Annotated in this window: 18 protein-coding genes and 1 pseudogene; 12 read left to right on the forward strand and 7 right to left on the reverse strand. The window is 67.7% G+C overall.

Going from position 1 to position 25,181, the window contains the following annotated elements; translation table 11 throughout:
• Nucleotides 1–28 precede the first annotated feature (28 nt).
• Nucleotides 29–1,534 carry a hypothetical protein gene (locus tag AC4HOU_RS24360; protein ID WP_490725338.1) on the reverse strand — a complete coding sequence of 502 codons (1,506 nt, stop codon included), beginning with the start codon at nt 1,532–1,534 and terminating at the stop codon, nt 29–31.
• Between the two features lie 257 nt (nt 1,535–1,791).
• Here AC4HOU_RS24360 and AC4HOU_RS24365 point away from each other — a divergent pair, with 257 nt between their 5' ends.
• Both AC4HOU_RS24365 and ilvD read left to right on the forward strand, forming a co-directional pair.
• Entirely contained in the window at nt 1,792–2,136 is a 345-nt protein-coding gene (locus AC4HOU_RS24365; RefSeq protein WP_490725339.1) for a hypothetical protein, read from the forward strand.
• Nucleotides 2,137–2,197: 61 nt separating this feature from the next.
• A complete protein-coding gene (gene ilvD / locus AC4HOU_RS24370) occupies nt 2,198–3,913 on the forward strand; it encodes a dihydroxy-acid dehydratase (protein WP_195021451.1) in 1,716 nt (571 codons plus the stop codon).
• Nucleotides 3,914–3,953: 40 nt separating this feature from the next.
• On the opposite strand, the gene AC4HOU_RS24375 is transcribed toward ilvD, so the two are convergent.
• The gene (locus AC4HOU_RS24375) at nt 3,954–4,766 is read right to left on the reverse strand and encodes a VOC family protein (RefSeq protein WP_195021450.1); all 813 of its coding nucleotides are present in this window, start codon (nt 4,764–4,766) and stop codon (nt 3,954–3,956) included.
• Between the two features lie 252 nt (nt 4,767–5,018).
• On the opposite strand from AC4HOU_RS24375, the gene AC4HOU_RS24380 reads away from it, so the two are divergent.
• The 5 genes from AC4HOU_RS24380 to AC4HOU_RS24400 all read left to right on the forward strand — a co-directional run bounded on the left by AC4HOU_RS24380 (nt 5,019) and on the right by AC4HOU_RS24400 (nt 10,872).
• Nucleotides 5,019–6,386: an ABC1 kinase family protein gene (locus AC4HOU_RS24380; RefSeq protein WP_490725340.1), complete on the forward strand. Its 1,368-nt coding sequence runs from the start codon at nt 5,019–5,021 to the stop codon at nt 6,384–6,386.
• 44 nt (nt 6,387–6,430) lie between these two features.
• Entirely contained in the window at nt 6,431–7,129 is a 699-nt protein-coding gene (locus AC4HOU_RS24385; RefSeq protein ID WP_490725341.1) for a TetR/AcrR family transcriptional regulator, read from the forward strand.
• A gap of 175 nt (nt 7,130–7,304) precedes the next feature.
• A complete protein-coding gene (locus tag AC4HOU_RS24390) occupies nt 7,305–8,555 on the forward strand; it encodes a PucR family transcriptional regulator (RefSeq protein ID WP_175585994.1) in 1,251 nt (416 codons plus the stop codon).
• 234 nt (nt 8,556–8,789) lie between these two features.
• Nucleotides 8,790–10,091: a lipase family protein gene (locus tag AC4HOU_RS24395; protein WP_490725342.1), complete on the forward strand. Its 1,302-nt coding sequence runs from the start codon at nt 8,790–8,792 to the stop codon at nt 10,089–10,091.
• 64 nt (nt 10,092–10,155) lie between these two features.
• Nucleotides 10,156–10,872, forward strand: a complete 717-nt coding sequence (locus tag AC4HOU_RS24400; RefSeq protein ID WP_163816329.1) for a hypothetical protein — start codon at nt 10,156–10,158, stop codon at nt 10,870–10,872.
• 16 nt (nt 10,873–10,888) lie between these two features.
• Here AC4HOU_RS24400 and AC4HOU_RS24405 read toward each other — a convergent pair whose 3' ends face one another.
• Nucleotides 10,889–11,548 carry a TetR/AcrR family transcriptional regulator gene (locus AC4HOU_RS24405; protein WP_490725343.1) on the reverse strand — a complete coding sequence of 220 codons (660 nt, stop codon included), beginning with the start codon at nt 11,546–11,548 and terminating at the stop codon, nt 10,889–10,891.
• Between the two features lie 289 nt (nt 11,549–11,837).
• On the opposite strand from AC4HOU_RS24405, the gene AC4HOU_RS24410 reads away from it, so the two are divergent.
• Entirely contained in the window at nt 11,838–13,523 is a 1,686-nt protein-coding gene (locus AC4HOU_RS24410) for an FAD-binding dehydrogenase (RefSeq protein ID WP_490725344.1), read from the forward strand.
• 126 nt (nt 13,524–13,649) lie between these two features.
• On the opposite strand, the gene AC4HOU_RS24415 is transcribed toward AC4HOU_RS24410, so the two are convergent.
• The 3 genes and pseudogenes from AC4HOU_RS24415 to AC4HOU_RS24425 all read right to left on the reverse strand — a co-directional run bounded on the left by AC4HOU_RS24415 (nt 13,650) and on the right by AC4HOU_RS24425 (nt 16,222).
• Nucleotides 13,650–14,999 carry a TIGR01777 family oxidoreductase gene (locus AC4HOU_RS24415; RefSeq protein ID WP_490725345.1) on the reverse strand — a complete coding sequence of 450 codons (1,350 nt, stop codon included), beginning with the start codon at nt 14,997–14,999 and terminating at the stop codon, nt 13,650–13,652.
• Nucleotides 15,000–15,090: 91 nt separating this feature from the next.
• Nucleotides 15,091–15,444 (reverse strand): annotated as a pseudogene (locus AC4HOU_RS24420) (MmyB family transcriptional regulator); the annotation flags it as partial.
• 295 nt (nt 15,445–15,739) lie between these two features.
• Nucleotides 15,740–16,222, reverse strand: coding sequence for a MarR family winged helix-turn-helix transcriptional regulator (locus tag AC4HOU_RS24425; RefSeq protein ID WP_490725346.1), 483 nt, complete (start codon nt 16,220–16,222; stop codon nt 15,740–15,742).
• Nucleotides 16,223–16,277: 55 nt separating this feature from the next.
• Here AC4HOU_RS24425 and AC4HOU_RS24430 point away from each other — a divergent pair, with 55 nt between their 5' ends.
• A complete protein-coding gene (locus tag AC4HOU_RS24430) occupies nt 16,278–17,219 on the forward strand; it encodes an amidohydrolase family protein (protein ID WP_490725348.1) in 942 nt (313 codons plus the stop codon).
• A 59-nt stretch (nt 17,220–17,278) separates the two neighbouring features.
• Here AC4HOU_RS24430 and AC4HOU_RS24435 read toward each other — a convergent pair whose 3' ends face one another.
• Nucleotides 17,279–17,761 carry a GNAT family N-acetyltransferase gene (locus tag AC4HOU_RS24435; protein WP_280498754.1) on the reverse strand — a complete coding sequence of 161 codons (483 nt, stop codon included), beginning with the start codon at nt 17,759–17,761 and terminating at the stop codon, nt 17,279–17,281.
• A gap of 1,272 nt (nt 17,762–19,033) precedes the next feature.
• Here AC4HOU_RS24435 and AC4HOU_RS24440 point away from each other — a divergent pair.
• The 3 genes from AC4HOU_RS24440 to AC4HOU_RS24450 all read left to right on the forward strand — a co-directional run bounded on the left by AC4HOU_RS24440 (nt 19,034) and on the right by AC4HOU_RS24450 (nt 24,981).
• A complete protein-coding gene (locus AC4HOU_RS24440; RefSeq protein WP_490725350.1) occupies nt 19,034–21,307 on the forward strand; it encodes an aminotransferase class III-fold pyridoxal phosphate-dependent enzyme in 2,274 nt (757 codons plus the stop codon).
• A 106-nt stretch (nt 21,308–21,413) separates the two neighbouring features.
• Nucleotides 21,414–23,747 (forward strand): MMPL family transporter, encoded by a 2,334-nt coding sequence (locus AC4HOU_RS24445; protein ID WP_490725352.1) that lies wholly within the window; start codon nt 21,414–21,416, stop codon nt 23,745–23,747.
• Between the two features lie 34 nt (nt 23,748–23,781).
• Nucleotides 23,782–24,981, forward strand: a complete 1,200-nt coding sequence (locus AC4HOU_RS24450; RefSeq protein WP_490725422.1) for a saccharopine dehydrogenase family protein — start codon at nt 23,782–23,784, stop codon at nt 24,979–24,981.
• The last annotated feature ends 200 nt before the right edge of the window (nt 24,982–25,181 follow it).

Below are 25,181 nucleotides of genomic sequence, written 5' to 3' on the forward strand. Positions count from 1 at the left end.
CCGGCCGTGCGGCGCTACCCGAACCGGGCTAGCTCGACCGCCCACCCCGGAACGACAGCACGTGCTCGCCGTAGTCGGTGAGCGGCCGCGACTCCACCGCCTGCCGAATGCCGCTGGCGGGCAGTTGCGTCAGCTTGGCGAACATCGGCGTATTGCCGAACGCCGCCCGCACCTGCGTCTCCGAGGCGTAATCGGCGCCGTAATCGGCCAGCACCCCGAAGTTCAACGGCGCCAGCGGCGTATCCAGCGGCGTCGGTTCGGCGGGGCGGCCGAGCGCGGCGTACTGGGTCGGTACTCCCTGCTCGTACCAGCACAATTCGTAGGACAGCTGCTCAACGGTGGTCACGCTCACCACCGGCCAGCGCTGCGACAGCCGCAGCGCGAGCGGATGTCTGCCGACGGGTGCGATCTCCCAATTCAGGCTCTGCACCGCCACCCAGCTACCCGACAGTCGTTCGATCAGCACCAGATCGTCACCGAGGGCGGTCGCGGTGTTCAGTTCGGGATCCGGTGTGCTCCAATGGGTCCGGTCCACGCCCTGAAATGCGGAGATGGCGACCTGCTCGGCGCCGTCGGCCGCGTAGGCGGCGATGACGGCGGCGCGGATCTGCGCCACCGCGTCGGCCGACGAGCACCGCACCGCCAGCGCACCGAACGAGGTGGCGATATCCACCGGTTTGGACGGTGGATCCGGCAGCGCGCCCGCGGCCAGCGGCTTCAAGCCGACCAGCGCCAGATTCCAGTTGATCTCCTCGATGGTGGAGAGATCGCCGGCACTCTGGTACAGGATCTGCTGCTGGGTCAACCGTCCGGCGCGTTCCAGGGTGGGGCAGTCCAGCTTCTTCAGTGCGCCGAGAGTCTTACTGGTGAAGCCGATCTCGCCGATCTTGGTCTCGCGCATGGTCGCCGTCATCGCGGGCGAGGTGAGCGCGGCATAGCGCTCGCGGTACATGGCGACGGCCTGTTTGCGTTGCCTGCCGACCATCAGGGTCCGCAGCAGTGTGTTCAGACTGGCGAGGTACTTGCTCGCCTGATCGGGGTCGGCGGCGAACAACCGGGCCCGGATGCGCACCGCCTCCTCGGTGGCCGCTACCGCGGCGCCGGGATCCAGACGGGACAGCCACACACCGCATTTCGACAAACCGTCGGCGCACACGCCCGCGGCATTCGGATGGGTGGCGGCGACCTGACGGTAGGCGTTGCAGGCATCGCGGATGGTGGCCGTGGCCAGTTCCCGATGGCCGATCGCGCGGGCGGCCTGTTCCAGGATGCGCAGTGCGTCCTGGACCTGGCCGGCGAACTGAGCCGAGACATGGCCGTTGGTGAGCCAGCGCAGCCGGATCAGTACCGCTTCCTGAGCGGGCTCGAGGGCGGCGGCGGAGCGGTCGCGCGCGGTGGGATCGTTCTTGGTGGCGGCCAGTGCCGTGGCCAGCTCGCACAGCGAGTTCGCCAATTGCAGTTCGGATTCGGCCGAACGGTCCATGGCAGCACGTCGATCCGTGGCCACCCGGCGCTCGACGGCGCTCAGATCCATCGCGATCCCAACTCCCGCATCACCTTCCGTATCCGGTCGCCTATCGGCCGGCTCGGGTGATCGGGCCGAGTCTGCCACACATCAGAGGTGGGCAGCACCCAGATGTGCCGACCGCGATCAGGAACATGGAACCTGTTGAACGTGCCGTTGTTTAACGGTACATTAATTGGCGATCAGCAAAGCGCCGCCCGCCCTCAGCGGACCGCGACCAGGCATCGCCGAAGACCGCGGCGGTGCGATCCGAACCAGGAGTTCCGATGAATCGAACCACCGTCCTCGCCCGTACCCGGCGCGGTCTCGCGCGCGCGGCCGCCGTCGCCGCGATCGCCCTCGCGCCGGCCGCTGTGATGGTCGCGCCCGCCGTCGCCGAGCCGCTCATCCTCGAACCGATCGAATCCGCCGAGCACTCGGCACCGGACGCGTCGGCCGACGCGGTGTACTACGGCTACGGCTACGGGGGATACGGCGGTTACGGCTACGGCGGCTACGGCTACCCGGGGTATGGCGGGTACGGCGGCTACGGCGGATACAGCTACCCCAATTACGGCGGCTACTACCTGTGGCCGGTGATCGTGCTCCCGCCGACCGGAAGCGCCTACTGAATTCGCGCCATGCCCGGCGATCGGCGTGGGTGACTGCCGTAATCGGGGCGGGGCGAGGATGATGGCGGTCGTGGCCGACCGAACCGAGACACCCGATATCAAACCCCGTAGCCGCGACGTCACCGACGGCCTGGAGAAAACCGCCGCGCGCGGCATGCTGCGCGCGGTCGGCATGGACGACGACGATTTCGCCAAACCGCAGATCGGCGTGGCCTCCTCGTGGAACGAGATCACCCCGTGCAACCTCTCCCTGGACCGGCTGGCCCAGGGCTGCAAGGACGGCGTGTTCGCCGCGGGCGGCTTTCCGATGCAGTTCGGCACCATCTCGGTGTCGGACGGCATTTCGATGGGACACGAGGGCATGCACTTCTCGCTGGTCTCGCGGGAGGTGATCGCCGACAGCGTCGAGACGGTCATGCAGGCCGAGCGACTCGACGGGTCGGTTCTGCTCGCCGGCTGTGACAAGTCACTGCCCGGCATGATGATGGCGGCGGCCCGGCTGAACCTGGCCAGCGTCTTCCTCTACGCCGGCTCGATCCTGCCCGGCATCGCGAAGCTGTCCGACGGCAGCGAACGCGAGGTGACGATCATCGACGCGTTCGAGGCCGTCGGCGCGTGTTCGCGCGGGCTGATGAGCCGCGAAGACGTCGACGCCATCGAGCGGGCGATCTGTCCCGGCGAAGGTGCGTGCGGCGGCATGTACACCGCGAACACGATGGCCAGCGCCGCCGAAGCGCTCGGTATGTCGTTGCCTGGCAGCGCCGCACCGCCCGCGACCGACCGCAGGCGCGACGGTTATGCCCGGCGCAGCGGCCAGGCCGTGGTCGAGTTGATCCGGCGCGGCATCACCACCTCCGACATCCTCACCAAGGAAGCCTTCGAGAACGCGATCGCGGTCGTGATGGCCTTCGGCGGTTCGACCAACGCGGTGCTGCATCTGCTGGCCATCGCGCACGAGGCGAACGTCGATCTGACCCTGGACGATTTCGCCAGGGTCGGCCGCCGGGTGCCGCATCTGGCCGACGTCAAACCGTTCGGCAGGCATGTGATGACCGATGTGGACCGCATCGGAGGCGTGCCGGTGATGATGAAGGCCCTGCTCGATGCCGGTCTGCTGCACGGCGACTGCCTGACCGTCACCGGCCGCACCGTCGCCGAGAATTTGGCCGCCATTGCCCCGCCCGACCCGGACGGCAAGGTGGTGCGCGCGCTGGCCGAGCCGATCCATCCGACCGGTGGGATCACCATCCTGCGCGGTTCGCTGGCTCCCGGTGGGGCCGTGGTCAAGTCGGCGGGTTTCGATTCCGATGTCTTCCTCGGCACCGCCAGGGTCTTCGACCGCGAGCGGGCGGCCATGGACGCGCTCGAAGACGGCACCATCACCGCGGGCGATGTGGTCGTCATCCGGTACGAGGGGCCGAAGGGCGGCCCAGGTATGCGGGAGATGCTGGCGATCACCGCCGCGATCAAGGGCGCGGGGCTGGGCAAGGACGTGCTGCTGCTGACCGACGGCCGGTTCTCCGGTGGCACCACCGGACTCTGTGTCGGACATGTGGCGCCGGAGGCCGTCGACGGCGGGCCGATCGCGTTCGTCCGCGACGGCGACCGGATCCGGCTGGATGTCGCCGCGGGCACCCTGGATCTGCTCGTCGACGAGGAGGAACTCGCCGGCAGGCGCGCGGGGTGGGCTCCGCTGCCGCCCCGCTACACCCGCGGGGTGCTGGCGAAGTATTCCAAGCTTGTGGGTTCGGCCTCGTCCGGCGCGGTCTGCGATTGAGCCACGGGCGCTCGCGGGACCACCGCGAGCGCCCGCTGTCTCAGGCCGGCCGGCCGGTGGGCGGTGCGCCGACCGTGCGAGTCGGGTCGATGACGGCGAACGTCTCGCCCTGCGGCGCGCGCACGATGCCTTGCCGTCCGAACGGGCTGTCCTCGGGGCCGCTGATCACCGTCGCGCCGAGCTCGGTCGCCCGGGTGAGCGCGGCGTCGGTGTCCTGGACCTGGAACCAGGCCAGCCAATAGGACTGGTCATCGCCGGGCATCTTCGTCACGTCGTTGATTCCGCCGAGCGGGTGGTCGTCGCCGCCCTGGCCGAAGGTCGAGTAGACGAAGTTCGTTCCGTCGCCGATCTCGGTGTATGTCCAGCCGAAGACCTCGGCGTAGAACTGTTGCGCCCGGCGGTAATCACCGGTGTGCAGCTCGTTCCAGCAGTAGGCGCCGTGCTCGTTGTAGATCCCGGCGCCGCGGTGCGCTTTGGCCTGCCACACCCCGAACACTCCGCCGGTCGGATCGGCCGCGACGAACATGCGGCCCACGTCGAGCACGTCGAACGGCGGCATCATCACGGTGCCGCCCGCGGCGCCGACCCGCGCGGCGACCGCGTCGGCATCGTCGGCGGCGAGGTAGGTGGTCCACACCGAGGGCATCGGCATACCGGCGGGTTTGGGTCCGATCCCCGCCGCCGGTTGCCCGTTGCGCAGCGCGATCAGATAGCCGCCCGCCTCGTGCGGGCTGTCGATGATCTCCCAGCCGAACAGGTCGGCGTAGAACGTGCGCGCCTTGGTCACATCATCGACCTGGCAGTCCACCCAGCAGGGTGTTCCTTCCGGCCAGGCGTTGTCGCGAGTCGGCATCAGCTGAACCTCCCTGGCATTCGAGTCGGATGACCGACCGTCCGAACCCGGTCGGCACTCGTCTCAGTCAAGCACTCGGGTGCGCTGCGGGATAGGGGTCCGGCGAGGTTCGCGCGATTCGGGACAGGCGCTGGCCGTCACCGTGGCAGTGATCGAGCACAGACTTCGGCAGAGTGGTCGACAAGATCGTCCAGGGCGCGAGAGGATCGTGACGCCCGTCATACGGTGCGCGGGCCGAGGAGGTGGGAGATCGTGGCCGGTCGCGTGCCGAAGAGCCGTTTCGCGCGGGGGAGCAGGCTCGGCCGGCTGGCCGCGGGGCAGGCGGTGCGCGGGGTGGGCACCCGGTTGTCGATGGTCGGGCGCACCGAGCAGGCCAGGCAGGTGCTCGCCGAACGCTCGGCCTTGCAGACCGCGCAGCAGATCGTCACCGTGCTCGGCGGGATGAAGGGCGCGGCGATGAAGCTGGGCCAGATGCTGTCGGTGCTCGATATCGACATGGTCCCGGAATCGCATCGGGAACTGTTCCGGGTCAAGCTCGCCGAGCTGCGCGATCAGGCGCCAGCGGTGTCGTTCGCTCAGATGCGCAAGGTCATCGAGGACGATCTCGGCCCGCTCGCCAGGTCCTTTGCCGACTTTGACGATACGCCGATTGCCGCTGCCTCCATCGGCCAGGTGTATCGGGCTCGCCTGCACGATGGCCGCGCGGTGGCGGTCAAGGTCCAATATCCGGGCGTCGACGAGGCCATCGCCGCCGACATGCGCAACCTGGAGTTCTTCAGCAGGCTGTGGAAATCCATTCTGCCCAGTGCCGCCGACGCCGCGGTGCTCGAGGAGATCACCCGCAATCTGGAACGCGAACTGGACTATCCGCGTGAGGCCCGCACCCAGCATCGGGTGGCCGCACGCTATCGCGATCATCCGTTCATCGTGGTGCCCGACAGCGTCGAAGAGCTGTGCGCGCGTCACGTGCTGGTGACCGAACTGGTGGAAGGCAGGCAGTTCCAGCAGATCCGGGAGTTGCCAGAGGCCGATCGCGATCGGATCGGCGAGTTGATCTATCGGTTCTACGTGAGCTCGCTGTTCGTCGACTACGAATTCTGCGGCGATCCGCATCCGGGGAACATCCTGCTCGCCGACGACGGCCGGGTCGGTTTCGTCGATTTCGGGGTCTACAACCGCATGGACCCGGTGGATGCCGACTTCGAGCGTGACTGCCTGCGATTCGCCGGCGAACAGCGGGCCAAGGAGCTCTACGACGCCTGGGTGGGGCGCGGCATCATCGACCCGGCCGCCGGGGTGAGTCCACAGGAATGCTTGGAATACGTGTGGGCGGCGGCGGGCTGGCATCTGCTCGACGAGCGGATCACCATCACCCCCGAGCTGGCGACCGGGGCCGTTGTGCTCGCCGTCGACCCGCGGGCCTCGGAGTTCCGCGGTATGCGTCATCAGCTGCTGCCGCCGGAGCATGTGTTCTCCCGCCGCGCCGACCTGTTCACCTATGCCGCGCTCGGCCAGCTGGGCTCGACCAACAACTGGCATCGCATCGCGCGCGAGTGGCTCTACGGCGAACCTCCCGTCACCGAGATCGGACTTACCACGGCGCGGTGGCGTAGTCGCTAAGGTGAGCGCGAACTCATTTTCAGCGAGAACGGCAGGGGAGCGCCATGCCCTCGAAGACAGTCGGACAGCGTCGACGTCCCAGCCAGGAGCGCGCGAAGGCGACCAGGGAGCACATTCTCGATACCGCGGCCCGCTTGTTCGGTGAGCGCGGCATCGCCAACACCTCGACCAACCGGATCGCCACGGAAGCCGGGCTGAGCATCGGCACGGTCTACCGCTACTTCTCCGACCGCACCGTCATCGTGGAGGAATTGCTCGGCCGGTTGCTCGAGGACATCGAAAGACGCTTCACCCAGCAGGTTTTCGATCTGTCGGAGAACTCGGTCGAGGACCTGACCATCAATGTGCTCGAGGTGATCACCGAGGAACTGGTGGCCAACGCCGCACTGGTGCGCGCGCTCGTCGCCGGAGTTCAATTCTACAACAGTGGGATTCCGGAGTTCGAACCACGGCTGCGGCTGCTGGTGAAGGTGATGCTCATCCAAGTGCTCGGCCCCGGTGACGATCACGAATACGACCTGATGACGTTCGTGGTGCTCAACACCGGTTTCGCCGCCGTACTGCGCGCCTCTGCCCTGGAGGTCGGGATCGAGGAACGGCAGGAGGCCATCGCGATGACCGCGCGCATGCTCGGTGCCTGGTTCGAGGCCGAAGCCGCAGCTCGCGGGCTGCGCGAGTCCCGCTTCACCGGGCTGGGCAAACGCAACGGGAAGCAGCCGGCCCGGGTAGGTCGCAAAAAGTGAGCGGTTCCCCAGGTTCCGTCGCGCTCGGTTGCCGTATTTGCTCGGCGTTTTCGGCATAATGCCTGGTAGACCTGGTTCGTTGGGGTGGTGGACAACTCGAGCAAAGCGGAGTGGAAGGTGAGCGCGAGCTCGCATTAATGTTCGTTGCGTAGTACAGGTGACGAGGAGGTCACACGTGACGATCGAGAACGCGATTCGCCCCGGATGCCAGACCCCTGGACGGTCCATCTCACCGCCCGTGCGTGATGTCCGCCGGTTGACGGGCCGGCTGGTCGACCATCTGGCCGCCTCGGTGCCGCCGTTCACCACCATGGGGACCGAGGTGATGGCCGGAGACGTGGCGGCCCTGGTCCGGGTCTGCGTGGAGTGGTCCATCCAGCGGATGAACGGCGACGACCAGCCCGTGCCCACCGAACGCATCAATGCCGCCGCGACCAAGTGGGCCAAAGACGGCGTCCCCATCGACACCGTATTGCACGCCGTGCACGCCGGATTCAAAGCCGGCCTCGACCTGTTGTTCGCGCGCACCGAGCCGAACGGAAGCGGCGACATCGTCGAGGGCACCACCGCCGCACTGGAATTGCTGAACCTCATCACCTCGACGGTGAGCAAGGCCTACGTGCGCGAACATCGCGCCGGTGTCGCCGAACACCACACCGCGGTGCATACGCTGACCTCGGCCCTGCTCGGCGGCCATGCCACCTCGAAGATGGCGCGCGAGTGCGGTATCCAGATCGCGGCCGAGTACTACGTGCTCGCGGTATCGCTGCCCGCCCATCCGGACGAGAGCCATCCGCGGCTGGACCCGCACGTCGTCGCGCGGCGCAAGCTGCGCCGGGTGCAGGCCGCGCTGGCCGATCAGTTCGGCGATACCGCGCTGTCGTTGCTGTCGGTGGACGGCGGCACCATCCTGGTGCCTGCGAGCGCCTGCGCCGAATCCGACCTCGACGAGATGGTGCGCAAGCTCTCCGCGGCCGCGCTGGTGCCGATCCGCGCCACTGTGCTCACCGCCGCCGCCGCTGACGTGGCCTCGGCCGCCGACCGCGCCCATGATCTCCTCGACACCGTGCATCAACTCGGGCGCGCCCCCGGCCTGTACCGATTCGCCGAGCTGGCGCTGCACTATCAGCTCACCCGCCCCGGCATCGGCCGCGACATCCTGCACGCCCGGCTGGCGCCGCTGGACGATCACCCCGAACTGATGGAGACCCTGCGGGTGTTCTTCGCCATGGACCTCAACCGGCAGCGCACCGCGCGCATCCTGCACGTGCATCCCAATACCGTCGACTATCGGCTGCGCCGGATCGGGCAGCTCACCGGCCTGGATCTGTCGCCCACCGAAGGCCTCTGGTATCTGCGCTCGGCCCTGATCGCCCGCGTGAACGGGCCGGGGAATCCCGGAGTCGAGGCTCGCCAGCCGGCCTGAGCCGCCTCGCCACGGCCCACCGTCGGGTAGTCGGCTCGGCCACGCGTGGACGGACCGGTCCCGAGCTCCGTCGACCTCGGGCTGCGCCCGGGAGCATTTTCGCCCGGCGGTGGTACCGGCCGGCAGGCCACGGGTCTATCCTCGGTACCCGATCCTCGATGCTGTATCCATCTCGATGCTGTATTCGCTTTCTCGATGTCCTGGGCTTTTCCCAATCGTCGGAAGGATCGAATCGTGAGGAGCCGAGCACGTAGCTTCACCGCGGCGGTGGCGTGTGCCCTCGCTGTCGGGGCCGGTGCGATCAGTGCCCCGCAGGCCTGGACCCAGCCGGTCACGGAGGTCGCCGGCGCCGAATTCTATGTACCCCCGGCCCCATTACCCGGTGGCCCCGGCGCCATCGTGCGCGCCGAGCCATCCCACTTGGCGCTGTCGATGGGCGCGATGCCGGCGTCGGCGACGCGGGTGATGTACACCAGCAGCGACACCCACGGCGCTCCGGCCGCGGCGGTGGGTACCTTTCTGATGCCCGCGATGCCATGGACCGGCCCGGGACCGCGGCCGTTGGTCGCCTACGCGGGCGGAACGAAGGGCCAGGGTGATCAGTGCGCGCCCTCGAAACTGCTCGCCCAGTTCATCCATTTCGAGCCGCCGGTCAACCTGATCTTCGAATATGACGTGGTGGCGCTGTATTCGCTGCTGTCGCGCGGCATGGCGGTGGTGATGACCGACTATCAGGGTCTCGGCACGCCGGCCGTGCACGGATTCCTCAACCGTAAAGAGCAGGCCCACGCCGTGCTCGATTCCGCTCGCGCGGCGCTGCGGCTGCCGGGCACTGGCCTGGCCCCGGATTCCCCGGTGATCCTCTACGGCTACTCCCAGGGCGGTATGGCCTCCGCCGGTGCGGCCGAACTGCATCCGAGCTACGCCCCCGATCTCAATGTGCGCGGCGCCTACGTCGGCGGACCGGTCGTCGACGACCAGTACTTCGTCGGCTACAACGATGGTCGCGCCGCCGCCGCGCCCACCCACGCCTGGATCCTCAACGGCATGGCCGCCGCCTATCCGCAGGTGCGGCCGGTGCTCGACGCCGAACTCAACGACACCGGCAAGGCGATCCTGCGGGATTCGGAAAGCAAGTGCGCTATGCCCGTCGGCATGGCACAGAACCATCCACACACCGCGCAGTGGACCAGCAGCGGCCAGCCGCTGACCGCGGTGATCGACCGGAATCCGGCGCTGCGGGCGGTCTTCGCCGAACAGCGCGTCGGCTCGCTCACCCCCTCGGCCCCGGTGCTCATCGCCTCGGCGAAGAACGATGAGGGCGCGCCGTTCCCGCCGATCCATGCCACCGCGGCCGACTGGTGCGGCGGCGGCGCGACGGTGCAATTGGAGGCGAACTCCTCGATTCCGCCGATGACCGGCTTGGCCGGCACGCATGTGCTGGCGTTCTTCCCGGCGCTGGATGCCTCCCAGCAGTGGATCACCGACCGGCTCGCGGGCAGGCCCGCGCCGTCGAATTGCGCCGCGCTGCCCTGACCCCGCACCCGTGAGGTCCCGGCTTCGGGGTGGGTCGGCTCCGATCCGCCCCGAAGCCATCGCCGTGTACCCCGAGGATCAACCGAAGGAGCCTGCGATCAGCCAGAACCGGAAATCCGGACAGCGCGTACGTGCACGGTCGGCGCGCTCGCGGCCGCATATCGTCGTCGACCGGGTCGAGATCGTCACCGTGCACGGAACGCTCGCACTGCGCTTCTCCGACACGGTGGGCCTGCCGTTCTCGGTCGTCTTCCCAGCGGAATTCGCGGTGAACGCACTCGGGCCCCTGCGCTCGGCGATCCTCGAGGCCGAGGAAGCCTATTGGAGCCTGGTGCCCTCGCTGGTGCGTTCCTTCGGTACCGCCGAGCCGAACGTCGTGGCCGAGCGCATGGCGGCCTGGCATCGCGAACAGGGCTGGGATCGCGTCATCGAGTTCGCGACCGCCGACGGCCCCGCATCGGTCATGCTGCTGACCCATGCCGGGCACGTCGGCATCTGCGCCGATCCGCCCTACAGCGGTGAACCGCTGCTGGCCATCTTCGACCCGCTGCAATTGCGCCGCATCGAACCCGGCTTGGTCTCGGCCCTCGGCCAGGCCCTGCGTGAACAGGGCGGCAGGCATTGGAGCCAGCGTCTTCGCGCCGCGCGCCGTCACATCGACAGCCGCCAGTGGATCATCCCCGGCGATTATTGCGATCCCGCCCCCGAAGCCGCCGCGGCGCATATGCGGGAGCGCTACGTCGAATACCTGCGACGTTCGCCGGTCAATCCGGGGAAGTGAGCCTGCCGGTGCGGCCCTACTGTTCGCGGGTGTAGGACATGACCACCCGCAGCATCAGATCCACCCGCAGTTCCCGCGCCTCGTCGCTGCCGGGCTCCATCAGGCATTGCACCGCGGTGCCGTCGTGCACCGCGACCAGCGCGCGTCCCAATGCCTTCGGGTCGGTGACGGTGCGGCCGATCCGGTTCAGCAGTGTCTGCACCACCGGCAGCAGTGCGGAGCTGATCGACTCCTCCCTGGCGACCATCAGGTCGCGCAGTCCGGGGTTGCGCAGGGCGTGTGCGGTCACCTCGAGGCTGATGCGCTGCCACTTGTCGTCCATTGGCACCGCGTGCAGCACGTGCTCGACGACCTCACGCACGTTGCGGACATCGGTGACCGGGTCCTCCCGCAGCACCGCCGTCACGTTGGCGAGCAGCTGCGCCGACTGCTGCTCCCACATCGCCAGGAACAGCTCGTCCATGCTGGTGAACTGCGAATAGAACGCGCCGCGGGTGTAGCCGGCGCGTTCGCAGATGTGGTCGGGTTTGGTGCGGCCGAAACCCTGTTCGGCGAAGACCTCGTAGGCCGCGCCGAGCAGGCGCTGGCGAGTTTCGGCGCGCCGCTTGGTCACTCGGCGGCCGGTCGAGGGCTTCCCGGTCGTCGCGGCTGCGGCGACGTCGTCGGAGGGTGCCACGTCGTGTCCTTATCTTCCGGCGGTATGGGCGACCGAATGCATTATTGCATCTGATTCGATAGTGTATCGCCTGTGAATCGGTCGGATGCTGTGATGCCGATCGGTCCGAGTCGGTGAGGGCCGGGTCGGGCGCCGCGTTGCGTCGGCGGGGGCGAGGTCGGTTCGCTCCGGTCATATCGACTCGGCGAATGTGCCGACTCGGGCACTCGCCGATGCTTAGGTTGGAACGCAGGCGATGGGACGGTCCGGGTGGCCGCCGGCTGTCGATGCGACTATTCGAAGGAACAACATGACACACAACAGTCCTGATTCCGCGTTCGACGCCGAAGTGATCGTGGTCGGTGCGGGGCTGGCCGGGCTGGTCGCGACCTATGAGCTGGTCAAGGCCGGCCGACGGGTGCTGGTGCTGGATCAGGAGAACCGCAACAACCTGGGCGGGCAGGCCTTCTGGTCGCTGGGCGGGCTGTTCTTCGTCGACAGTCCCGAACAGCGTCGCCTCGGCATCAAGGATTCCTACGAACTGGCGCTGCAGGACTGGATGGGGTCGGCCGGCTTCGACCGCGAGGACGAAGACCACTGGGCGCGGCAGTGGGCCCGCGAATACGTGCGATTCGCCGCCACCGAGAAGCGGGACTATCTGCACGCGCTCGGGCTGCGGGTCACGCCGCTGGTCGGCTGGGCCGAACGGGGCGGGGCGTCCGCCGACGGGCACGGCAACTCCGTGCCCCGATTCCACCTCACCTGGGGCACCGGGCCCGAGGTCGTGCGCGTGTTCGCCGAACCTGTGCTCGAGGGCGAGCGAAAGGGTTTGGTGCGGTTCGCGTTCCGGCATCGGGTGGATGAACTCGTGGTCGAGGCAGACACGGTCACCGGCGTACGCGGCAGCGTGCTCGAACCGACCGACCTCGAGCGCGGCAAGGCTTCCTCGCGAACCGCTGTGGGCGACTTCGATTTCCGTGCGAAGGCGGTGGTCGTGACCTCCGGCGGTATCGGCCACAACCATGATCTGATCCGCAAGAACTGGCCCGCCGACCGGCTCGGACCGTGCCCGAAGACGATGATCTCCGGAGTGCCCGCGCATGTGGACGGCCGCATGCTCGGCATCAGCGAGGCCGCGGGCGGCGCCATCGTCAACCGCGACCGGATGTGGCATTACACCGAGGGCATCATCAACTGGGATCCCATCTGGCCCGATCACGCCATCCGGATCATCCCCGGCCCGTCCTCGCTGTGGTTCGATGCCAATGGAAAACGCCTGCCCGCACCGTGTTTCCCCGGTTTCGACACCAACACCACCATGAAGGCGATCCTGGCCACCGGACACGACTACTCCTGGTTCGTGCTCACCCAGTCGATCATCGAAAAGGAGTTCGCGCTCTCCGGTTCGGAGCAGAATCCCGATATCACCGGCAAGGACATGAAGCTCACGCTCAAGAGCCGGGTCGCGAAGGGCGCGCCCGGCCCGGTGGAGGCCTTCAAGCAGCATGGGGTCGATTTCGTCGTCGCGGATACCCTCCGCGAACTCGTCGATGGCATGAACAAGATCGCGCGTGGCCCGCAACTCGACCACGACGATCTCGAACGCCAGATCGTGGCCCGCGACCGCGAAGTCGCCAACAAATACTCCAAAGACGCTCAGATGATGGCGATCACCAACGCCCGCCAGTACTTCGGTGACAAGGCGGGCCGGGTCGCCAAACCGCATCGCATCCTCGACCCGGCGGCGGGTCCGCTCATCGCGGTCCGCCTGAACATCCTCACCCGCAAGACCCTCGGCGGCTTGCAGACCGACCTGAAATCGCGGGTCATGCGGCCCGACGGCAACCCGCTACCCGGCCTCTACGCCGCCGGTGAGGTCGCCGGGTTCGGCGGCGGCGGGGTGCACGGCTACAACGCGCTCGAAGGCACATTCCTGGGCGGCTGCATCTTCTCCGGGCGAGCGGCGGGGCGGGCGATCGCTTCCACGTTAGGCTGATCGATGCTGGGCCGCCGACGGTTCGCGTCAGCTGATGATCGGCGGGGCACCGGATGCGGCGTTCCGACGGGTGCTGCCGTGGTTTGCCGGTGCGCACCCAGTCGCTACTGCCTGCGAGCGGGATCGTCAGCGGCTACGCCCGAGGACGTGGCGCAACGCCGATTCGAGATCGGGCGTCCGGAAGGGATGCTCGGCGTGCAGCAAGCGCTGCGGCGCGACACGCTGACTCGCCGTGGCCAGTTCGTGTGCGCCCTCGCGGCCGAGCAATAGGGCAGGCCCGAACTCGGGGGCCGGTATCGGCGTGGGCCTGCGCATTACCCGGCCCAGTGTGCGGGTGAACTCCGCATTGCGCACCGGATGCGGGGCGACCGCGTTCACCGGTCCGCGCAGTTCACCATCCCAGAGCGCGCGGTGATAGATGTCGAGGAGATCGTCGATGCCGATCCACGACATCCATTGGCGCCCATCGCCGATCCGCCCGCCGAGGCCGCTGGCGAATAGCGGCCGCAGCAACCGGAGGGTGCCGCCGCGCGGGGACAGCACGATGCCGGTGCGCACGTGCACGACGCGCGTTGTCGCGGTGGCAGCCGCGGCGGCGGCCGCTTCCCAGTCGGTGACGACGTCGGCCAGGAAACCGTCGCCGCGCGAGCTGTTTTCGGTCAGGTCCTCGTCGCCGCGGTCATTGCCGTAGTAGCCGATCGCGGAGGCGCAGATGAACGCGGGCACGCCGCTGTCGGCGCTGAGTTCGGCCAGCGCGCGGGTGGGCCCGATTCGGCTGTCCCGGATCGAGCGTTTGTGCTCCTCAGTGAATCGCCCCGCAATCGATGCACCCGCCAGATGGATGACGGCGTCCACTCCGGTGAGCAGGTCCTTGTCCGGGCGATCCGGGTCCCACCGGCGTTCACCAGGGTGGCGCGGTTCGCGGCGCACCAGCCGGACGACCGTGTGCCCGCCCGAGCTGAGAAAAGCCGTCAGCGCGGAACCGATCAGCCCCGAGGAACCGGTCACCGCGATCGTCGACGGACCGAGCCCGTTGGCCTCCGCCCGTTCGTGCGCGGCCAGATCATGGGTCAGCTGGCGGTATCTGTAGGCGAACATGGGCCGCAGCGCAGCGGCGGGCAGCCGGGTGTCGACGCGGTCGATCACGCGGGTGTGGGTGGCATCGACTTCCTCGAATTCATGGACATGCCGCCAGGTCAACGCCGTGGCCAGGGGAACCGAGGCCAGTCCGGCGCGCGAGAGCCGGTCGGCGAACCGACACGGCGGATCGTAGGCCTCGGGTTCGTGCTCGGCCACCCATCGAAGCCCGCCCGGCAGGGCGAGCACCGCGCGTCCGTCGGCGAGCGAGCCCGCTTCCTGAACCAGGGTCACCGGCTGCCACGGCGGAGCCAGCCGGGCAAACGCGCCCGGCCGCCCGAACCAGGCGAAAACGTCGGATCGAGGGACCGCGACCACAGCCGAACACTCGATGCTCATACCTCGAATCTACGCACCCGATCCGAGTAATGCATCGTTCATGCATCGAATCGGTGTGTCCTGCGCTTGGCGCCGATCAAACCCATGTCGATCACCTCGGCATCAGTGCACACCGAATCATTCGATTCCGGTGGTGCGAAGCAGGCCCAAGTGCCGAGGCAGACGTGGCAGGGAAGGTGGAGTAGACGACAGCGGTCTGGTCGGCCTCAGGCGCTAGCAGGGCATCGCAGTCGAGTTCCAGGGCGCCGAGGTCGGGGTGCGCGAGCGTGACGGTGCGGCTGCGCAGTTGCCCGGCGCGTGCGGCCCGCCACAGTTCATCGAAGCGCGAACTGCCCGTGCGCGGTTCGGTGAGCAGCCGGGCCAGACCGGGATCGTCCGGGTATGTCGCGTGCACAGTGCGCAGGCAACCCACGCAGTCGACCGCATCGGCGGCCTCGGCGTCGGCTCGTCTCCTGCCAGCTGCCCGCCGACCCCGACGTGGCTATGACGACACTGCGAGAGTGCTTGTCGCAGGGGTTATTCCGGGTCGCGATGATCGGTGCGAGGGTGCGCATGTCGCCTGAACACACTCTGCTGTTCGAGCGCCTGTGAACGCGCTCATCGAGAGCTCGCCCGACATCCGGTTGTGTTTCGACACCTCTCCGGAGACCACTGTCGATGCTCTGCGTCGCTGGATCCAACCGCGCTGCGCGCACCCGGCAGTGTCGCCGAAAGCTGGGGCGCCGGATGGCTGTGCCGATCTACTCCGCATCGATCGGTTCGGTCACGAGTCCGGTGAGCCTGCGTAGCAGGTCGACGAGCTGGGCCCGCTCGTCCGATGTGAATGTCTCGTAGGCGCGGGCCTGACGCTCCCGCAGCCGTTTTCGCAGTGACGCCACGCGCTCGGCCCCCGCGTCGGTCAGCGAGATCAGGACGCGCCGCTCGTCCTCGGCGGACCGGCGGCGTACCACGATCCCCTTGGCCTCCAATTGCTGCAGCATTCGGGTCGCGGTGGGAACGCTGACATCCGCGCTGGTCGCGAGTCGCCCGACCGGGAGATCGGGCTCGTCCATCAGCGGCTCGAGCAGTGCCACCTGCGGTAAGGAGAGGCCACCGAACTGTTGGGCACCCGCCGACCGTGCGCGGCGTATCGCGACGAACAGAGCGTCGACCGTCTGCGCGATCTGCTCCGCATCCACTTCGCCGACGGTTGGCGTCGGCGGGGTATTGCGTCCTTGTGCCATGCGGATTAGCCTAACAGCACAATATTTAGCAACCTAAATGTTAGTAGGCTCAAGGATGACAGTCCCCGCTCGGATCGATGTCCACCAGCACCTCATCCCGCCGTCGTACCGGGAGGTGATGGACCGGCGCGGGGCGTCCGCCGGCGGCTGGCCCACACCGGCCTGGAACGCGGACCGCGCGATCGCGATGATGGACCGCCGGTCCATCGCGACAGGGATGCTGTCGGTCAGTTCTCCCGGCACTCACTTCGGCGATGACGCCGAAGCCCGTGGCGTCGCCCGCGGCGTCAACGAGTTCGCCGCGGAGCTGACGAAGGACCGGCCCGACCGCTTCGGCCATTTCGCGAGCCTTCCGCTCCCCGATGTCGACGGCGCGATCGCCGAGGCCGCATACGCGCTCGACGAGTTGCATGCCGACGGGGTGGTGCTGATGTCGAATGCCCATGGCCGCTACCTCGGCGACAAGCAGTTCGAGCCACTCTGGGCCGAACTCGACGCGCGTGCCGCTGTGGTTTTCATCCATCCGACCACGCCCCCGATTCCCTTGCTGGACGGTATGCCCGGACCGCTGCTCGACTTCCCGTTCGACACCACCCGCACCGCGGTGCATATGACGCTCAACGGCGTGATGAGCCGTCATACCCGGATCAAGGTGATCCTGTCCCACGCGGGCGGCTTCCTCCCGTTCGCGGCATGGCGCTTCACCGGTGGCGCGCAGTTCAACGCCGGAACCACGCCCGCGGGTATCCTCGCCGATCTGCAGCGTTTCTACTTCGACACCGCGTTGTCCACCACGCCGACGGCCCTGCCGTCACTGCTGGCCTTCGCGGCTCCAGGACACATCCTGTACGGCAGCGATTTCCCCTTCGCCCCAGAGGAATCCGGCGGAATGCTCGACGCGATGCTCGACAGCTATGCCGGCTTCGGTCCCGGACAGCTCGACGCGATCAATCGCGGCAGCGCCGAAGTCCTCTTTTCACGCCTGGCGGGATCGTGACCACCTGGCCGGACCGCCTTCTGAAGCGTCACCGGCGGCGGTCACCCATGCGCTGAACCTCAGGCGCCGAGCTCGAGGGTGATGGCGGTGAAACCGGTGTCCTCCTCGGGATGCCGGCCGATCTCGCGGAAGCCGAGATGGGCGTAGAAGGCGCGGGCGGAGGAATTGAGCTCGAAGACGTCGAGGGTCACCTTGCCGTGCAGGTGTAGCGCGTGCTCGACCAGGCGCCTTCCGATGCCCAGTTTCTGGACCTCTGGGTCGACGAAGAGGCCGCCGATCTCGGAGCCGAGCATGCCGAGCAGTCCGACGACGCCGTGGGGCGGGACTTCGGCGACCCAGTTATCGGCGTGGACGAGATAGATCTCCCGAAGCTTGCGCTCGCGCTCGCCGGTTCCTTCGCCCTCGATGAAGGGGTGAGCGATTCGGCTGGCTCGGCTCCAGAGACTCACCACGGTGTCCTCGTCTTCGGGACGGTAGGGGCGGATCGTCACCGGAGTCGGTGCGGAAGGGCGAGCGGCGGGATCGGTATCGGGAGTCGTCACGAGTGTCAACCGTGCGTCACGGGCTGCTGTCTTGGCAATCGATTTTCGCCGCCGCGCGGACGGTGGCCGGGCAGGTGCCGCGCTCCTTCGGGGGTCGGCTGGGTGTGGACGGGCCATCGATGTCGCCGCATGCTGCGAGCGGAGCACTTGCGTGTCACCGTGAGTATCACCTACCGTAGCGGCGTCAGGGGTTCATGAAAACACGAGCACATGGGGGCAATAGCCGAATGGTCGTGAACAGCCTTTCGGGGCAGAGGCCTTCGCTCGGCGGGCTGGGGTTATCGGCGGCGTGCCGGCGCGAATGCCACCACTCCGAACGACATCGGCCGTCGACGGCGGCATTCAGCCGGTACTGAGCGGCGACCAACTCACACACCATCCACCGGCATCCGATTCGGTGGCCATCCCGCGCGAACGCGTATCCGTTGCGTTCGCGGCAGCCGGCCCGACGGCTCGCGGCCGATGCGCGCGATGGCTCGAGGGCGTTTCATCGACGTCCGAGTAAGCGCCACTCTCGTAGACAGGGGCACCCATAGGTCGGCCGAATGTCAACCGCTCTCGCCCATGGGCGCCGCTCTTCGCGTACCGATCGGCAGTGATGCAGCGCATATCGTCTCGGACGGACGACCAGTTCGAGCATCCGTGCGGCCATTGTTCGGGTGTTCCGTAACACGTTGAACAGCAAGGTAACTCGACCTATTGCCAAGGGGTTCAGGGCGCCGGCCGGCGCCGGATGATAATGCGCATCCGCTATCGCAGTGGGTCCGATTACATCGCGATCCCGAGCCTGGGAATTGTCTCGGCTCCTATGCAACTCTGGTACGGCAGTACCAATAATTCGCTGCGGGTGCTTCGGGCCGACGACGATTCGAATGCGCTGCGTGCGTGATGCTTTCGGGAGGAAATTCGTGGTTGAGTTGTCCGTGAAGCGCGGTGCGGTACGCGAAGTGGGGCGCCTCGCCCGATGGTTGCCGTACTACGGGACCCGTGGTTACCGGGACTTCCGCCGTACCGGGTCGAAGCAGCAGGTCGCGGTTAATCTGCGGGATTTCCTGCTTCGCATGGGGCCCATGTACACCAAGGCGGGCCAGATCCTGGGGACCCAGACCGGGCTCTTCGACGCCGACGCCATCGCCGAGTTCCGGGACCTGTTCGCCGATATGCCCGCGATGCCGGCCTGGGAATCGGAACAGGTGCTGCACGACAAGGCGCACCCCGATCTGCTGACCCGCCTGACGTCGTTCGAGCCGGTCGCCCCTCGCGGCCGGCACAGTGGCGCAGGTTCATCAGGGCCGACTCGACACCGGCGAGAAGGTCGCCCTCAAGATCGTGAAAACCGGTGTGCGGGAGCGTCTTGCCGCGAGCACCGCGGCGACCTCGGCGATGCTCACGACATTGCAGAAGCTGGTTCCGGCCGCACGCTCCTACGATGCGCTGAGTCACTTCGCCGAACTGCGCCCGTTCCTGGTCGATCAGTGCGATATGCGCCTGGAAGCGCAGCGACAGGAGCAGGTGGGGCAGAACTTCGCCGCGCATCCGTTCGTCCGGGTGCCCCGGGTGTACCCGCAGCTGTGCTCGGAAGACGTTCTGGTGATGGAGTTCATCGACGCCGTACCCGGCACCGAGTTCGCCACCTGCGAATTCCCCAAGGGTGAGCTCGCCCGCCGGATGCAGGACACCTTCTACACCATGGCCTTCTTCCACGGCCTGTTCCACGTCGACCCGCATCCGGGCAACATGATGCTCACCCACGACGGCGAGATCATCATGCTCGACTACGGGTTGGTCGGAACGCTGTCCGAGGACGGTAAGTGGGCGCTGGCCTCCTTCTACTACGGCTGCATCCAGAAGCAATGGGATCGCGCCGTCGACCGGTTCATCGAAGCGTTCACGGTGGCACCGGAATCCGGCTCCACCTTCCCCGCCCGCAAGCGGCAGGACCTGATCGGGGTGCTGAGGTACCACTTCGAGGAGAAGGCCGAAGCCTGGTCGACGATGGGCTTCTTCGACGACGCCACCAAGGTACTTCGTGCCGCGGGCTGGCGTCTGACCACTGATTTCACTCTGCTCGGGCTGGTGTTCCTCACCGGAGAAGGATTGGTCAGCGCCGTCGATCCGGAGATCGACATCTGGTCCAACGCCCGCCGGTTCACCGACCGCTTCTCCCCGTTCATGAGCGAGGACCTCGAGGAGCTGTTCGATACCCGGATCGCGGGGCATATGCCCAAGTCGATGGCGATCAAGAACGATGCCGACCGCGCGTTGATCGCGCAGACGCATATGGACCGCTACGTACTGCCCAGCGAGTACCCGCTGATCGTGGAATCCGCCGAGGGCGCCACCATCACCGACATCGACGGCAACACCTACATCGACCTGGCCAGCGGCTTCGGCCCGCACATCCTCGGATACCGGCCGAAGGTGGTCGTCGAGGCCGTCACCGCCGCGATGGAGAAGGGCGCCGTCAACGCGATCGGCAACACCGCCGAAGTGGATCTCGCCCAATTGATCAGCGCGGCGTTCGGCGGCGACAAGGGGGTGGTGTTCACCAACTCCGGTACCGAATCGGTGCTGACCGCGTCCCGGATCGCCCGCGCCGCCACCCGCAAGGACCGGATCGCCAAGTTCGAGGGCCACTACCACGGCTGGTCCGACCAGGGCATGGTGTCGTCGTGGTTCCGCTACAGCGGCACCGCGACCGAACCACAGCCGATCAGCAATTCGGCAGGCGCGCAACGTCAGGTCGTGGAGAACACCCTGGTCTTGCAGTACGGCTCGCCGATCTCGATCGAGCGGATCCGCCGCAACGCCGATTCCCTTGCCGCCGTGCTGATCGAACCGATGCCGTCGATGGCCGTCGACTACGACATCGAATTCCTCCAGGCTCTGCGACAGGTGTGCGACGAGTGCGGCGTCATGTTGATCTTCGATGAAGTGGTCAGCGGATTCCGGGTGACCTATGGCGGCGTGCAGACGCTGACCGGCGTCGAACCGGACCTCACCTGCCTCGGCAAGATCGTCGGCGGTGGTTTGCCCGGCGGCGCCGTCGTCGGGCATCCGCGGGCGATATGGTCGGCCCGGACCACGAATGATCCGTTCGAGGACTGGGCGACGCGCGCCTTCTGCGGCGGCACCACCAGCGGCAACTCGGTCTCCTCGGCGGCCGGTGCCGCGGTGCTGCGGCACCTGCGGGACAACCCGGCCATCTACACCGAGCTCGACGCCCGCACCGACTACCTGCGCAACGGACTCCAGGAGGTCGCCGAGCGCGAAGGCGTTCCTGCCCGGGTGAGCGGAAAGCACACCCTGTTCAGCATCGGCTTCGACTATTCCAAGCCCGCGCTACCGCGCGACCAGACGGCGGGCAGCCATGTGAAGGCCACGCTGGCGCTGGCGTACTACATGCGGTTGAACAACGTGTACCTACCGGAGTTGCACACGATCCTGCTCAACAACGCGCACACCTACAGCGATCTCGACACCGTCGTTGACGCCTTCGGCACCAGCATCGGTGAGATGAAGCGACACAACTTCTTCGTGTACTGACGATCGCCAGATCCCGCCGTGGTGCGGGCCGGGCAGACATGACCTCCGCTGCTCGGGCCCGCACCACGACGCATCCCCGCACCAGACAGACGAAGGCGATACAACGATGAGAACCGGTCTCGACGATCAGGCCGCCGCCACGGTCGATCCAGGCGCTCACCAGCGCGGCACAGCGGCCGCATGGGCACGGATGTGCTATCGATTCCGATGGCCGCTGGCGGCCGTGTGGTTGTTGATCGCCGTGGTGGGCGGGATCCAGTTCGATCGCATGGACGAACATCTCCGGTTACCCGACTATTCGATCACCGGTTCGGAATCCTCCCGCACCGCGGAGGTGCTCGGCGAACGATTCCCGCGCCTCGGCGCCGAACAGGCCGCGATCGTCGTCACCGCTGCCGACGCAGGTTCAACGGTCACGGCGGTGCGCGCGATCACCACCGCCTTACAGGACATCGACGGCCTCGGCGAAATCGTCGATCCCACAACACCACAGGCCGGCCAGGAGCTCATCGCCGACGACCGGCGGACCGCGATGATCCTGATCCCGTTGCGCGGCACGGTGGCCGCGCGCGATGACACCACCGACCGGATCGAAGCCGCGCTGCAACACATCGAGATGAGCGAGGGGACCTCCGCCGAGCTGACCGGCGAGACTCCGCTGAACAAGGCACTCGCCGATGTGGAACGGCGTGACCAAGTCCGCGCCGAGATCGTCGGAATGACGCTGGCCCTGATACTTCTGCTGTGGGGGCTGAAATCGGTCCTCGGCACTGTGGTGGCGATCGCCTCGGCGGCGCTCGGGGTGGCCGCGAGCAGTATCGGTATCGCGGGAATCTCGGGGATAGCCGAAACCTCCCAATTCGCGCTCGTCGTGGCCACCATCATCGGCCTGGCGGTGGGGGTGGACTACGCGCTGTTCATGATCAGCCGTTTCCGCGAACACCTTCCCGGGCCGGGGGACGGGAAACCGAGCCGGGAGCAGGTGATCGCCGCGTTGAGCGTCTGCATGAAGACCTCGGGGCATACGGTGATCGTCTCCGGCGTCATCGTCATGGTGTCGTTGTGTTCGATCCTGATCATCGACGGCCCGGTGTTCCGCGATATCGCCGTCGCCGCGGCGCTGGTGGTGCTGTGCTCGCTGCTCGCCGCGATCACGGGATTGCCTGCTCTGCTGGCGCTGTCGGCGTCGCGGCTGCGGATCGCCACCCCGCGCGATGGTGGTGAACGCGACGGCCGGTGGTACCGGTGGGTGGCTTTCGTCCAGCGACGGCCGGTGCTGCTCGGCATCCCGGCGGCGATCCTGCTCGTCGTATCGGCGATCCCGGCCGCGGGCATGCGGCTCGGGCTCGACCTCGGCATCCCGACCCTGGCCGATACCCCCGCCGGCGCGGGCTATGCCGCGGCAGCGCAGGCCTTCGGCGGCTCCGCGGTGGCTCCGATCTACGTCACGGCCTGTGCCGATGGCGGCCGTCCGCTGCACGCCGATCAGGTGGCCGCGATTCGCACCCACTTCGCGGATGTGCGGCACACCGCCGGGGTGTCTTCTGCCGCATCGGTATTCGATGCTCCCATCGGCTCGGCGGCCGACGCCGGGCTCGGGGGCCTGGCGGGTACTCCGGTGGGCGCTGCCGTCAACGGGGTGCTCGTCGACAACGTGGCATCGCCGAACTGCCTGCTCGGTGTGGTGCAGTCCGCGCATGCGGTGGATGCACCGGAGACGATCGAACTCGTGGAGACCCTGCGCACGGACGGCGGCCGGCTGTCGCGGCTCGGCGTCACGGTGGGTGTCGGTGGGATGGCTGCCCTGTACCACGACATCGCCGCCGAAACGGGCCGGATGTTTCCCGCCGTCGTCCTGCTGGTGCTCGCCGTCTCCCTGATCTATCTGGTCGTGACGCTGCGCAGCGTGGTGATCCCGATCAAGGCGATCATCCTGAACGCCCTGGCCACGGCGGCCTCGCTCGGTGCCACGGTCGCGGTGTTCCAGTACGGGTACGGAGAAACCCTGCTCGGATTCGACAGCGTCGGCACGATCCAGGCGTTCCTGCCCGTGGCCATGTTCGCGGTGCTGTTCGGGTTGTCCATGGATTACGAGGTCTTCATGGTGCAGCGGGTCCGCGAGGAGTACCTGAGCTGCGGTGACAACCGGGAAGCCGTCCGGCGCGCGATGGCGGCCACCGCACCCCAGATCACCGCCGCCGGCCTGATCATGATCGCCGTCTTCGGCTCGCTCACCGTGGCGGATGTGCTGGAGCTCAAGCAGATCGGCTTCGGCCTGGCCATCGCCATCGACATCACCGTCATGCGGCTGATCCTCGTGCCCGTTCTGATGTCGGTCGCCGATTCGTGGAACTGGTGGCTGCCGTTCCAGAAACGATCGCCCGAGAATTCCGAAAACCCCCAGCCGTTACCGAAAGTCACAGATAGTGTTGCGGTGTAACCAGTCGATGTGAGGGGAGCTTCCGGTGCGGGTCATGGTGTTGGGCGGGGCGGGCGAAGTCGGGCGGGCAGCGGCACGAGTCCTCGCCACCGAGCCGGAGGTCGAACAGCTGGTGGTGGCGGACCTGTCGGAGGAGCGGGCCCACCTGGTGGCCGCCGAACTGGGTGACCGCTGTGCCGCGCGATCCATCGACGTCACCGACCACCCTGGTCTGGTCGCCGCGATCCGCGACTGCGACATCGTGGTGAACACGGTCGGGCCCTACTTCCGGTTCGGTCCCGGTGTGCTGCGCGCCGCCATCGAAGCGCGGCGCGACTACATCGACGTCTGCGACGACCCCGCGCCGACCATGACCATGCTGGAGATGAACGCCGAGGCCGAGGCCGCCGGAATCACCGCGGTTCTCGGCGTGGGCGCCAGCCCCGGGCTGGCGAATCTGCTTGCCGTGCAGAGTATCCGCGGCCTGGATCGGGCCGAATCGGTGGTGACCGGCTGGAATCTGGCCATGGCGCAGCCGCAGACGCGGTCCTGGCGGCCCAGCGCCGCGATCACCCACGGGATCGAACAGATCAGCAACACCATCCCGGTGATCCGTGCGGGCCGGCAGGTGTGGGAGAAACCGCTGCACAAGACCGGCATCGATTACCCGGGGCTCGGGGCGGCAGCGGGGTGGACCTTCGGGCATCCGGAGCCGGTGACGCTCGCCCGCACCTACCCCGGTCTGCGCGAGAGCGTCAACGTCGCGCTTGCGCCCCGTCACGTGGTCGCTGTGCTGCATCTGCTGGGCAGGGGAGTGACCCGAAAGGTCCTGCAACGGTCCCACGCGGCCGCCATCGCGGCCGTCGCCGAGAATCTGATGCCTTCGGGCTCGGTCGGCGCGCTCGCCGATTCCGATCTGCCGCCCTTGTTCGCCCTTGCCCGCGGCTACAAGAACGGCGAACCGGCGACGGTCGCCTGCGCGCTGGGGCAGGTACCCGGGCTGACGATGGCCGAAGTGACCGGAATCCCGCTGGCCGTTGGCGCCTTGATGCGCCCGCACCGGCCCGGCGTCCATCCACCGGAAGCGGTGTTCACCCCCGGCGAGTTCTTCACCCGGCTCGCCCCGCACTGCCTCGGCCGGCCCAACCCGGACTCGCTCACCGTCACCACCGCCAGCTACGCCTCCGACGAAGCCAACTCTGTTGCACTGCACCGCGGATCGCTGATCACAGCGTTGCTCGCCGCGGGCCGCTAGCCGGTCGCTTTCGGTCGCCCAGGCCCTGCCGACCGGCCACGCTCATCGGCCGAGTGCGGCCGCAGCAGCCCGCCCCGGCCGCGCGCCCGGGAGAAGAGGTTCCGCCGGGAGCCCGCACGCTGCGGGCGCACCAGGCGCAGCGGATGGCTTCGAGCGGCACGGCTGGGTCGGCCGGGAAGTCCTGCCGCCTATACCTCGCG

Source organism: Nocardia sp. JCM 38205, assembly GCF_058222935.1.

Coding starts and splice junctions, on each gene's coding strand:
- AC4HOU_RS24360 (WP_490725338.1), bottom strand. CDS start 1,534: ATGGATCTGAGCGCCGTCGAGCGCCGGGTGGCCACGGATCGACGTGCT.
- AC4HOU_RS24365 (WP_490725339.1), top strand. CDS start 1,792: ATGAATCGAACCACCGTCCTCGCCCGTACCCGGCGCGGTCTCGCGCGC.
- ilvD (WP_195021451.1), top strand. CDS start 2,198: ATGGCGGTCGTGGCCGACCGAACCGAGACACCCGATATCAAACCCCGT.
- AC4HOU_RS24375 (WP_195021450.1), bottom strand. CDS start 4,766: ATGCCGACTCGCGACAACGCCTGGCCGGAAGGAACACCCTGCTGGGTG.
- AC4HOU_RS24385 (WP_490725341.1), top strand. CDS start 6,431: ATGCCCTCGAAGACAGTCGGACAGCGTCGACGTCCCAGCCAGGAGCGC.
- AC4HOU_RS24410 (WP_490725344.1), top strand. CDS start 11,838: ATGACACACAACAGTCCTGATTCCGCGTTCGACGCCGAAGTGATCGTG.
- AC4HOU_RS24415 (WP_490725345.1), bottom strand. CDS start 14,999: ATGAGCATCGAGTGTTCGGCTGTGGTCGCGGTCCCTCGATCCGACGTT.
- AC4HOU_RS24425 (WP_490725346.1), bottom strand. CDS start 16,222: ATGGCACAAGGACGCAATACCCCGCCGACGCCAACCGTCGGCGAAGTG.
- AC4HOU_RS24430 (WP_490725348.1), top strand. CDS start 16,278: ATGACAGTCCCCGCTCGGATCGATGTCCACCAGCACCTCATCCCGCCG.
- AC4HOU_RS24445 (WP_490725352.1), top strand. CDS start 21,414: ATGAGAACCGGTCTCGACGATCAGGCCGCCGCCACGGTCGATCCAGGC.
- AC4HOU_RS24450 (WP_490725422.1), top strand. CDS start 23,782: ATGGTGTTGGGCGGGGCGGGCGAAGTCGGGCGGGCAGCGGCACGAGTC.